11 protein-coding genes are annotated in these 10389 nt (G+C 66.8%); 8 read left to right on the top strand and 3 right to left on the bottom strand.

Features of this window, described 5'->3' with window-relative positions:
* Positions 1-196: DUF2182 domain-containing protein (locus tag ACEN88_RS16400; RefSeq protein WP_413341211.1), on the top strand; the 196-nt coding region annotated here is incomplete at its 5' end.
* Here ACEN88_RS16400 and ybaL read toward each other — a convergent pair.
* Together ybaL and ACEN88_RS16390 are read right to left on the bottom strand one after the other, a co-directional pair.
* Positions 173-1864, bottom strand: a complete 1692-nt coding sequence (gene ybaL, locus ACEN88_RS16395) for a YbaL family putative K(+) efflux transporter (RefSeq protein WP_413341210.1) — start codon at positions 1862-1864, stop codon at positions 173-175. The two genes, ACEN88_RS16400 and ybaL, sit on opposite strands and share 24 nt — an antisense overlap.
* A gap of 58 nt (positions 1865-1922) precedes the next feature.
* Entirely contained in the window at positions 1923-2558 is a 636-nt protein-coding gene (locus ACEN88_RS16390) for a TetR/AcrR family transcriptional regulator (protein ID WP_413341208.1), read from the bottom strand.
* 94 nt (positions 2559-2652) lie between these two features.
* Here ACEN88_RS16390 and ACEN88_RS16385 point away from each other — a divergent pair, with 94 nt between their 5' ends.
* Genes ACEN88_RS16385 through ACEN88_RS16365 form a run of 5 tightly spaced genes read left to right on the top strand, consistent with a single transcriptional unit; the run spans position 2653 to position 7783 of the window.
* Positions 2653-3834 (top strand): lipid-transfer protein, encoded by a 1182-nt coding sequence (locus ACEN88_RS16385; protein ID WP_413341206.1) that lies wholly within the window; start codon positions 2653-2655, stop codon positions 3832-3834.
* A gap of 10 nt (positions 3835-3844) precedes the next feature.
* Positions 3845-4966 (top strand): acyl-CoA dehydrogenase family protein, encoded by a 1122-nt coding sequence (locus ACEN88_RS16380; protein WP_413341204.1) that lies wholly within the window; start codon positions 3845-3847, stop codon positions 4964-4966.
* Positions 4966-6126: a CaiB/BaiF CoA transferase family protein gene (locus tag ACEN88_RS16375; protein WP_413341202.1), complete on the top strand. Its 1161-nt coding sequence runs from the start codon at positions 4966-4968 to the stop codon at positions 6124-6126. The genes ACEN88_RS16380 and ACEN88_RS16375 overlap by 1 nt, the downstream gene beginning before the upstream one ends.
* 19 nt (positions 6127-6145) lie before the next feature.
* Positions 6146-7444 (top strand): DUF445 domain-containing protein, encoded by a 1299-nt coding sequence (locus ACEN88_RS16370; RefSeq protein WP_413341200.1) that lies wholly within the window; start codon positions 6146-6148, stop codon positions 7442-7444.
* A 12-nt stretch (positions 7445-7456) separates the two neighbouring features.
* Entirely contained in the window at positions 7457-7783 is a 327-nt protein-coding gene (locus ACEN88_RS16365) for a putative signal transducing protein (RefSeq protein WP_413341199.1), read from the top strand.
* 3 nt (positions 7784-7786) lie between these two features.
* On the opposite strand, the gene ACEN88_RS16360 is transcribed toward ACEN88_RS16365, so the two are convergent.
* The gene (locus ACEN88_RS16360; RefSeq protein ID WP_413341197.1) at positions 7787-8956 is read right to left on the bottom strand and encodes a mandelate racemase/muconate lactonizing enzyme family protein; all 1170 of its coding nucleotides are present in this window, start codon (positions 8954-8956) and stop codon (positions 7787-7789) included.
* A gap of 92 nt (positions 8957-9048) precedes the next feature.
* On the opposite strand from ACEN88_RS16360, the gene ACEN88_RS16355 reads away from it, so the two are divergent.
* Together ACEN88_RS16355 and ACEN88_RS16350 are read left to right on the top strand one after the other, a co-directional pair.
* The gene (locus ACEN88_RS16355; RefSeq protein WP_413341213.1) at positions 9049-10002 is read left to right on the top strand and encodes a LysR substrate-binding domain-containing protein; all 954 of its coding nucleotides are present in this window, start codon (positions 9049-9051) and stop codon (positions 10000-10002) included.
* A 115-nt stretch (positions 10003-10117) separates the two neighbouring features.
* Positions 10118-10327 (top strand): hypothetical protein, encoded by a 210-nt coding sequence (locus tag ACEN88_RS16350; protein WP_413341195.1) that lies wholly within the window; start codon positions 10118-10120, stop codon positions 10325-10327.
* The last annotated feature ends 62 nt before the right edge of the window (positions 10328-10389 follow it).

The raw sequence follows: 10389 nt of genomic DNA, 5'->3' as shown, positions 1-10389 counted from the left end.
GCTGCATCCGGGGCTGCCTGGTCCGCCCGTCTGCGCCGCGGCGTTGCGGCACGGCGCGTGCCTGGGAGCGCATTGTGTCAGGCGGTGCTCGGGCTTGACCGTCGCGCTGCTGGCTGCCGGCATCATGGAGCGCAGCACGATGGTCTGCGCAGTCGTCCTCGTGGCCGCGGAATCAGTGCGCCTGCGCGAGCGCTAACCCATCCAGCACGTGTCGCGTCATGCTGCGCGCCAGTTCGTGTTCGCCGACGAGCACCGTGCCGCCCGTCTCTTCGCGCAGCAGGCGCGCCTCTTCCTCGTTGTGCGTGCGGACCACGCAGCGGATCTCGGGATTCAGCGCCTTGGCCGTTTCGACCATCGCGCGCACGTGGAAGGTGTCCGGCGTCGCGATCACGAGCATCGAAGCGCGCGCGATGTGGGCCTGGATCAGCACCGCCGGTTCCGCCGCGTTGCCCGCCACGGCAGGCTGGTCGCGCTTGCGCAGCTGGTCGACGATGTCGCGGTTCTGTTCCGCGACGACGTAGTGGATGCCCTCGCGGTCCAGCTCTTGCGCGATGCGCTTGCCCACGCGGCCGTAGCCGACCAGCACGACCTGGCCCGTCAGGCGCTCGTGCGTGACCGTCATCGGCAGCTCGGCCAGCGGGTCGGGCGAGCGCGCCATCTTGCGCGCGTGGTCGGATTTCGCCAGCACCCAGTTCTGCAGCGGGCCGACCAGCTTGAACATCAGCGGGTTCACGGCGATCGAGATGATGGCGCCCGCGAGGATCAGGTTCTGGCCCATCTCCGGCAGCAGGCCGAGCGAGATGCCGAGGGCGGCCAGGATGAACGAGAATTCGCCGATCTGCGCGAGGCTGGCCGAGACCGTGATCGCCGTGTTGAGCGGATAGCGCAGCGCCAGCACGAGGAAGAACGCGGCGAGCGATTTGCCGACCAGGATGATGGCGACGACGCCCAGCACTTCCAGTGGGCTCTCCACGAGTACGCGCGGGTCGAACAGCATGCCGACGGAGACGAAGAACAGCACGGAGAATGCGTCGCGCAGCGGCAGCGTCTCTTCCGCCGCGCGGTGGCTCAGCTCCGATTCGCGCAGCACCATGCCGGCGAAGAAGGCGCCCAGCGCGAACGACACGCCGAACAGGTGCGACGACCCGTAGGCGATGCCGACGGCCGCCGCGATCACGGCCAGGGTAAACAGCTCGCGCGAGCCGGTCTTCGCCACGCGCCACAGGAACCACGGGAACAGCTTGCGGCCCACGAGCAGCATGAACGCGATGAACGCGCCCACTTGCAGCAGCGTCTTGCCGAGCGAGAGCCACAGCGAGCCGCCTTCGCCCTTGCCGCCCAGCGGGCCGGCGAGCGCGGGCAGCAGCACGAGCACGAGCACCGTCACGAGGTCTTCCACGACGAGCCAGCCGACCGCGATGCGGCCGTTGAAGGAATCGAGTTCACCCCGGTCTTCCAGCGCGCGCAGCAGTACCACGGTGCTCGCGACCGACAGCGCGAGGCCGAACACGAGGCCGGCCCCGAGATCCCAGCCCCACAGGTGCGTGAGGCCGATGCCGAGCAGGGTCGCCACCGCGATCTGCAGGATGGCGCCGGGCAGGGCGATGCCTTTCACTTCGAGCAGGTCGTCCAGCGAAAAATGCAGCCCGACGCCGAACATCAGCAGCATCACGCCGATCTCGGCCAGCTGCGACGCGAGATGCACGTCGGCGACGAAGCCGGGCGTGGCGGGGCCGATGATGACGCCGGCAGCCAGATACCCGACCAGGGCCGGCAGGCGCAGGCGCACGGCCAGCATGCCGAACAGCAGGCCGAGACCGAGGGCGGCGGCGATGGTAGTGATCAGGCTGATGTCGTGCTGCATCCGGGCTCCTTATATGTTGAACCGGGCCAGTATACGCGACACGACGAATGAAGGACGCTTACGGCACCGTGGCGAGATTCAGCAACGCCTTGCGCACCGCGGCCCGCACGGCCATGAACTGTTCGCGCCGCGATTCGCGATCGAGGCGGAACAGCATCAACCCCTCGATCTGCGCCACCATCAGGATCGCACGCTGCATGTACTCGTCGTCGGAGATCGCGGGATTCAGCCCGCGGATCAGGTTGTAGACGGTCTTGCGCTCGCGCCCCAGCATGCGGTCCATCAGGCTCGACGCGAACGCGTTGCGCGACGCCAGTGCCCAGATCTCGAAGAACAGCGCGTGCGTGACCGGGTCCGTGATCTCTTCCAGGAACATGTCGGTCGTCGACAGGAACTGGTCCAGGCGCGGGCGGTCGCGCATCTCCGCCGAGATGCGGTCCATCTTGGCCTGGAACTCGTCCATCGTGGACAGCAGGGCCGCCTCCAGCAGGACGTCCTTGCTGTTGTAATAGTGCTGGACGTTCGACAGGGTCATGCCCGCCTCGGCCGCCACCTTGCGCATCGACAGTCCGGCATAGCCATCCTCCGCGAGCAGCCGGCGCGCGGCCTGCAGGATCGCGTGCACGCGCTCCCACCCTTTTTCGGTCGTGAGGGACGGTTTGTTGCGCAGGGTCTGGTCGATCGTTGCTTTCATGCCCGGCATTATCGCACGGCATGCTTTGAGAAGAAGGTCGGCTGACCTATAATCCGTCGGATAGGTCGGTTGACCTAATAAACAGGAGACGACGATGAGCCGCAAAGTCCATGTGACCGGCGTGGGGATGATCCCGTTCGCCAAACCGGGGGCGAGCGCCCCGTACCACGAGATGGGAGCCCTGGCCGCGCGCGCCGCGTTGGAGGATGCGGGCATCGGCTGGGAGGACGTCGAGCAGGCCTATGCCGGCTACGTCTACGGCGATTCCACCTGCGGCCAGAAGGCGCTGTACGGCGTGGGCATGACGGGTATCCCGATCGTCAACGTCAACAACAACTGCTCGACCGGCTCCACGGCCTTGTACCTCGCGCGCCAGGCCGTGCAGGGCGGGGCGGCCGACTGCGTGCTCGTGCTGGGCTTCGAGCAGATGAGCCCCGGCGCGCTGGCGTCCGTGTTCACCGACCGGCCCGCGCCGTTCGACGATTTCGACGCCGTCACCGACCGCCTCGTCGGCAAGCCCGAGATCCCGCTCGCGCTGCGCTACTTCGGCGGCGCCGGCCTCGCGCACATGGACAAATACGGCACGCCGCTGGAGGCGTTCGCGCGCATCCGCGCCAAGGCCAGCCGCCATGCGGCGAACAATCCGCTGGCGCTGTTCCGCAAGGAGGTCAGCATGCAGGACGTGCTCGACGCGCCGGCGATCTGGCCCGGCGTGATGACGCGCCTGATGGCCTGTCCGCCCACGTGCGGCGCCGCGGCGGCCGTGCTGGTGTCCGAAGACTTTGCGAAGAAGCGGGGCCTGCGCGCCGACGTCCACATCGCCGCGCAGGCGATGACGACGGACCGTCCCGGCACGTTCGATTCGAACGACATGATGCGCCTCGTCGGCTACGACATGAGCCGGGAAGCGGCGCAGAAGGTCTACGCGCAGGCGGGCATCGCACCGGACGACCTGGACGTCGTCGAGCTGCACGACTGCTTCGCCCACAACGAGTTGATCACGTACGAGGCGCTCGGCCTGTGCCCGGAAGGCGGCGCCGATAAATTCATCCGCGACGGCGACAACACGTATGGCGGCAAGGTCGTCACGAATCCGTCCGGCGGCCTGCTGTCCAAGGGGCATCCGCTCGGTGCGACGGGCCTTGCCCAATGCTTCGAGCTGACGCACCAGTTGCGCGGCACGGCTGGCGCGCGCCAGGTCGAGGGTGCGCGCACGGCGCTGCAGCACAACCTGGGGCTCGGCGGGGCCTGCGTCGTTACGCTGTATCAGGTGTGAGGGGCGGGCGATGACGACGGAACTCGACACCTTCCGCGCCGCCGTGCGCCGTTTCGTGGCCGCGGAGGTCGTGCCGCACCAGCAGCGCTGGCGCGAGCAGCAGCACGTCGACCGCGCGCTGTGGAGAAAGGCCGGCGAACTCGGTCTGCTGCTCGCGGACGTGCCCGACGACTTCGGCGGCTCGGGCGGCACGTTCGCCCACCAGGCCGTGGTGTTCGAGGAGCTGGCGCTGGCCGGCGACACCGCGTTCGGCCTGCACGTGCACGCGATCGTCGCGCACTACCTGCTGAACCACGGGACGGAAGAACAGAAATACAGATACCTGCCGCGCCTCGCGACCGGGGACATCATCGCCGCGATCGCGATGTCCGAACCGGGCGCCGGGTCCGACCTGAAAGGCATCCGCACGACGGCCGTGCGATCGGACCTGGGCTACCGCCTGAACGGCTCCAAGACGTTCATCTCGAACGGCTATCTCGCCGACCTGGTCCTCGTCGTCGCCAGGACCGACCCGGCCGCGGGCGCGAAGGGCATCTCGCTGATGCTGCTGGAGACGGCAAACAATCCGGGATTCCGCGTCGGCCGCATCCTGGAGAAGATGGGGCAGAAGGGCCAGGACACGTGCGAGCTGTTCTTCGACGATGCCATCGTCCCGCTGCAGAACGTGCTCGGCGGCGAGGAAGGGCGCGGCTTCGCCCAGCTGATGACGGAGCTGCCGTACGAGCGCACGATCGTCGGCGTGGCGGGCGTGGCGTGCATCGAGCGCGCGCTGGACCTGACGATCACGCACGCGCGCCAGCGCCGCGCGTTCGGCCAGGCGCTCATCGACATGCAGAACACGCGCTTCGTGCTCGCCGAGTGCAAGACCGAGGCCACGGTGGCACGCGTGTTCATCGACCGCTGCGTCGACGACCTCGTCGCCGGCCGCATGGACACGGTGCGCGCGTCGATGGCCAAGTACTGGATCACGGACCTGCAGTGCAAGATCGTCGACCGTTGCCTGCAGCTGTTCGGCGGCTACGGCTACATGCTCGACTACCCCATCACGCAGATGTACCTGGACGCGCGCGTGCAGCGCATCTATGGCGGGGCGAACGAGATCATGAAAGAAATCATCGCCCGCTCGCTGTGATGGCCAAACGACCTCATGGACCTTTGACGGGGCTGCGCGTGATCGAAATGGTCGGCATCGGCCCTTGCCCGTTCGCCGCCATGATGCTGGCCGACATGGGCGCGGATGTGATCCGCATCGACCGCAAGCCGGATCCTTTGGCGCCGAATCCGTATCCGACGCTCGGCACGAAATACGACGTGATGGCGCGCGGCCGCCGTTCGCTGGCGCTGGACGTCAAGCACCCGCGTGCGCGCCAGCTGCTGCTCGACCTCGTGACGAAGGCCGATGCGCTCGTCGAAGGCTTCCGGCCCGGCGTGATGGAGAGACTGGGTCTCGGTCCCGACTTGTGCATGGAGCGCAATCCCCGGCTCGTGTACGGCCGCGTCACCGGCTGGGGGCAGACCGGCCCGCTGGCGCCGGCGGCCGGGCATGACCTGAACTACGTGGCGCTGTCCGGCATGCTGCATGCGATGGGAGACGCCGACCGGCCGCCGTCTCCACCATTGAACCTCGTCGGCGACTTCGGCGGCGGCGGCATGATGCTGGCGTTCGGCGTCGTCTGCGCCATGCTGGAAGCGCGGATATCGGGTCGCGGCCAGGTCGTCGATGCCGCGATGACGGACGGCGCCGCGCTGCTGGGCTCCATGATGTACGGCCTGCGCGCGCACGGCTCGTGGTCGGCCGCGCGCGGCGCGAATTTCATCGACGGCGGCGCACCGTTCTACGCCACGTATGCCTGCGCGGACGGGAAGTTCATTGCGGTGGGCGCCATCGAGCCGCAGTTCTACGCGCGGCTGCTGGCGTTGACGGGCGCGTCGGATCCGGCATTCGCGCGGCAATGGGACCGGGACGACTGGCCGGCGCTGAAGGAGCGGTTCGCGGCGCTGTTCGCCACGCGCCCGCGCGGCGCGTGGTGCGCGTTGCTGGAGGGGACGGACGTGTGCTTCGCGCCCGTGCTCGACATGGACGAGGCGCCGCGCCACCCGCACAACGCCGCGCGCAAGACCTTCGTCGATGTCGACGGCGTCACCCAGCCGGCGCCCGCGCCGCGCTTTTCGCGCACGCCGGGCCAGGCCGGGATGGTGGCCGCGCCGGGGCAGGACGGGGCCGCCATCCTGGCCGACTGGGGCTGGACGGAAGACGCCATCGCCACGCTGCGGCGCGACAATATCGTCTAGGCTGGGCTACGATGGCGGCATGGACACTTTGCCTTCCAAAGAACTCGAGCCTGACAAGGAACTGGAACTTCGGCAGTCCAAGCGCCTGGCGCTGGGCTTTTTCATCGGCGCCGCCGTGCTGTTCGTCGTCGCCCTTCTGCTGTCCGCCCGCTGGCCCGGCAACTGGTGGATTGGGCTGCTGAAGTCGTTCGCGGAAGCCGCGATGGTCGGCGCGCTGGCCGACTGGTTCGCCGTCGTCGCGCTGTTCAAGCGGATCCCGATCCCGTTCGTGTCGCGCCACACGGAGATCATCCCCGCCAACAAGGAGCGCATCGCGGATAATCTCGCCGCGTTCGTGCGCGACAAATTCCTCGACACGGATTCGATCGTGCGCCTGATCCAGCGCCACGACCCGGCGCAGAAGGTCGCGGACTGGCTGACGAAGCCGGAGAACACGGAACGCCTGGGCGACACGCTCGTGCGCGTGGCCGGCTTCGCGCTCGACGTCATCGAGGACGCGGCCGTGCAGGATTTCATCCGCCGTGCGGTGCACGGTGTGGTCAAGAGCGTCGACCTGTCGCAGACGGCGGGCACGATCCTGGAAAGCCTGACGCGCGACGGCCGCCACCAGCAGATCCTCGACGAGGGGATCGATCAACTGGCGAACCTGCTGGCGAACCCGGAGACGCAGGATTTCATCGCGCAGGGCATCGTCGACTGGCTGCGCGACGAGTACGCGTTCATGGAAAAGATGCTGCCGTCGGAACTCATCGGCCGCAAGGGCGCGGACATCTCCGTGCGGCTCGCGGCCGGCATCCTCAAGCGCGTGAGCGAAGACCCCGGGCACCCGCTGCGGCGCCGCTTCGACGTCTTCACGCACGATTTCATCGAACGGATGAAGACCGACCCGGCCTTCATCGAAAAGGGCGAGGACATCAAGCGCCACCTGATCGGCGACGCCACCGTGAACGGCTACATCGGTTCGCTGTGGGGCGACCTGAAAGGCTGGATCAAGGCCGACCTGCACAAGGAGGACTCGGTGCTGCGGCGCCGGATCGTCGCGACGGGCGCGTGGATCGGCAGGACGCTCGCCGAGGATCCCGTGCTGCGCACGGCGCTGAACGAGAACCTGGAACTGGCGGCGCGCGGCGCCGCGCCGGAATTCGCTGGCTTCCTGACGCGCCACATCGCCGACACGGTGAAACACTGGGATAGTGGCGAGATGTCGCACCAGGTCGAAATCAACATCGGCAAGGACTTGCAATACATCCGCATCAACGGCACCATCGTGGGCGGATTGATCGGCGTCGTGCTGTACCTGTTGTCCGCGCTGGCCTGAAAGGAGCTCGTCATGCATGCATCGAACGAACCGTTGGACGGACTGCTGACCGGCGTCCCCGAACTGGCACGCCTGCCGGGCCGCGACCTGGTGGAGGTGGCGCGCTACCTGATCCCGCTGGAAGCGAACCTCGTGCAGGGCTGCCTCGTCGCCTCCGGTATCCCGGCCGTGCTGGCCGATGCCCACCTCGTGCAGACGGACATGCTGCTGGCGCCCGCGCTGGGCGGCGTGCGCATCCTCGTCCCGGAAGGCCACCTGCAGCAGGCGCAGGCCGTGCTGGAGGCGTTCGCGCGCGGCGAGTTCGAACTCGGCGAGGATGCGGACGTGAGCGGCGACTGATTTCTACGCGCCGGATAGGTGACGCATCACCCGGATCAGGTCGGCCTTGCCTTCGAAGCCGATGCCCGGCAGGTCCGGCATCGTGATGAAGCCGTCCTCCACGCGTACGCCGTCCGGGAAGCCGCCGAACGGCTGGAACAGGTCGGGATACGATTCGTTGCCGCCCAGGCCCAGGCCGGCCGCGATGTTCAGCGACATCTGGTGGCCGCCGTGCGGGATGCAGCGCGTGGGTGACCAGCCGTGCCGGCGCAGCATGTCGAGCGTGCGCAGGTATTCCACCAAGCCGTAGGAGAGGGCGCAATCGAACTGCAGCCAGTCGCGGTCCGGCCGCATGCCGCCGTAGCGGACCAGGTTGCGCGCGTCCTGCATCGAGAACAGGTTTTCGCCCGTCGCCATCGGCTTGTCGTAGTAGTTGCGCAGGGTGGCCTGCAGTTCGAAGTCGAGCGGGTCGCCCGCTTCCTCGTACCAGAACAGGTCGTAGCGCGACAGCGCCTTGGCGTAGGCGATCGCCGTGTCGAGGTCGAAGCGGCCGTTGGCGTCTACGGCCAGCTTCTGCCCATCCTTCAGCACGGACAGCACGGCGTCGATGCGGCGCAAGTCGTCGTCCAGCGGCGCGCCCCCGATCTTCATCTTGACGACGTTGTAGCCGCGCTCGATGTAGCTGCGCATCTCGTCCTTCAGCTTGTCGAGATTCTTGCCGGGGTAGTAGTAGCCGCCGGCCGCGTACACGAACACGTTGCGGTGCGGGCGCCCGTCGCCGTAGCGGTCGGCCAGCAGCTGGAACAGCGGCTGGTCCGCGATCTTCGCGACGGCGTCCCACACGGCCATGTCGATGGTGCCGATGGCGACGGAGCGCTCGCCATGCCCGCCTGGCTTTTCGTTGGTGAACATCGCGTCCCAGATCCGGTGCGGATCGAGGTTGTCGCCCGCGTCGTCCAGCAGCGATGCCGGATCGGCCTCGAGGATGCGCGGGATGAAGCGCTCGCGCATCAACTTGCCCTGGCCGTAGCGGCCGTTCGAATTGAAGCCGTAGCCGACGACGGGCTTGCCGTCGCGGACCACGTCCGTGATGACGGCCACGAGACTCAGGGTCATCTTGCTGAAGTCGATGTAGGCATTGCGGATGGGAGAGCTGATGGGGAGTGTCTGTTCGCGGATCTCGACGATTCTCATGGCGGCCTCGCTGGCGTGTTGTTCAAGCGTGCAGGGTAAGTCCGCGCGGCCCTCTTATAATTCGCCGGGTGTGAATTGATTATTGAATGACGGTGAATACTGACGGCGCCTCCGAAATGGAATTCTTCGTGCTGGTCGCGCGCCACGGCTCGCTGGCCGCGGCCGCCCGCGCCCTCGACCTCACGCCGCCGGCCGCAACGAAACGCCTGGCGCAGATGGAGGCGCGCCTGGGCGTGCGCCTCGTCAATCGCACGACGCGGCGGCTGTCGCTGACGAGCGAAGGCGAGACCTATCTCGCGCACGCGACGCGCATCCTGGCAGCGATCCGTGAGATGGAAGACGCGGTCGCGAGCAACCGCACCGCGCCGCGCGGCCTGCTGCGCGTGAATGCGAGCCTCGGGTTCGGCCGCACGACCATCGCGCCCATCGTCTCGGCTTTCGCCAAGCGTCATCCGCAGGTCGAGGTGCAGCTGGACGTGACGGACCGCCCCGTCGACCTGGTGGAAAGCGGCTACGACCTCGCCATCCGCTTCGGCGCGCTGCCGGATAAACGGCTGGCCGCGCGCCGCGTGCTGTCGAACCGGCGCTTCCTGTGCGCGTCGCCGCGCTACCTCCAGCAGCATGGCGAGCCGCAGACGCTGGCGGATTTATCTCGCCACCGCTGCATCCTGCACCGCCAGAACGACGACGCGTACGGCATCTGGCGTTTCAACGAGGGCGAGGACAGCGAGGTGGTGAAGGTGCACGGCGCGCTGTCGAGCAACGACGGCGACATCGTGCTGGGCTGGGCGCTGGATGGTCACGGCATCCTGATCCGGTCGGAGTGGGACCTCGCCAAATACGTCAAAAGCGGCCGGTTGCGTATCGTGCTGCCGCAGTACACCTTGCCGGCGGCCGATTTGTTCGTCTACTACCTCAACCGCAAGAACCAGGCGGCGCGCACGCGGGCGTTCATCGATTTCCTGGTCGAACATTTCCGGCGGTCGGAAGCTGATTTCGCGCAGGGGATGGAAATTCCGTCAGAAATGATGCGGGAAATAAGGTAGGTCTGCTGTCGTCGAAATGATGACTTATGCTAAGTGTCACTGTGGCTATACTGGTTCGCGCCGAGTATTAATATCGGTAACGCTTGTAGTCAACGCTAACAACGCTGGGGTCTTCATGTCGACTTTTTCGGATATTCTGAAAGCTCTGCCTTCTGCAGTGGAAGAGCAACCTCCCTTGCTGAAGTATATAAATGTTTTTATGGCAATCTGTTGTGCCCTGGCGGCCATGCTAGCAGCAGCAGGATGGTTTTGGGATAAGGTGTTCTTAATTTATATGGCATTTGTCCCTCTTGCTCTACTTCCCATGGCCCTAGGGAAGTGCTGAACAAATAGGTTTTGCGCCCGAGTCGAGACGACAAACCAGCATCGGATGCCAAGGTGGTCGAA

The organism is Massilia sp. CT11-108 (assembly GCF_047302915.1).
GTDB classification, from domain to species: domain Bacteria; phylum Pseudomonadota; class Gammaproteobacteria; order Burkholderiales; family Burkholderiaceae_D; genus Telluria; species Telluria orientalis.
This window is presented reverse-complemented; position numbering and strand designations above follow the sequence as displayed.

Excerpts from the sequence above, each read along its gene's own strand:
- ybaL (WP_413341210.1), bottom strand. The coding sequence starts at position 1,864 with ATGCAGCACGACATCAGCCTGATCACTACCATCGCCGCCGCCCTCGGT.
- ACEN88_RS16390 (WP_413341208.1), bottom strand. The coding sequence starts at position 2,558 with ATGAAAGCAACGATCGACCAGACCCTGCGCAACAAACCGTCCCTCACG.
- ACEN88_RS16385 (WP_413341206.1), top strand. The coding sequence starts at position 2,653 with ATGAGCCGCAAAGTCCATGTGACCGGCGTGGGGATGATCCCGTTCGCC.
- ACEN88_RS16380 (WP_413341204.1), top strand. The coding sequence starts at position 3,845 with ATGACGACGGAACTCGACACCTTCCGCGCCGCCGTGCGCCGTTTCGTG.
- ACEN88_RS16375 (WP_413341202.1), top strand. The coding sequence starts at position 4,966 with ATGGCCAAACGACCTCATGGACCTTTGACGGGGCTGCGCGTGATCGAA.
- ACEN88_RS16370 (WP_413341200.1), top strand. The coding sequence starts at position 6,146 with ATGGACACTTTGCCTTCCAAAGAACTCGAGCCTGACAAGGAACTGGAA.
- ACEN88_RS16365 (WP_413341199.1), top strand. The coding sequence starts at position 7,457 with ATGCATGCATCGAACGAACCGTTGGACGGACTGCTGACCGGCGTCCCC.
- ACEN88_RS16360 (WP_413341197.1), bottom strand. The coding sequence starts at position 8,956 with ATGAGAATCGTCGAGATCCGCGAACAGACACTCCCCATCAGCTCTCCC.
- ACEN88_RS16350 (WP_413341195.1), top strand. The coding sequence starts at position 10,118 with ATGTCGACTTTTTCGGATATTCTGAAAGCTCTGCCTTCTGCAGTGGAA.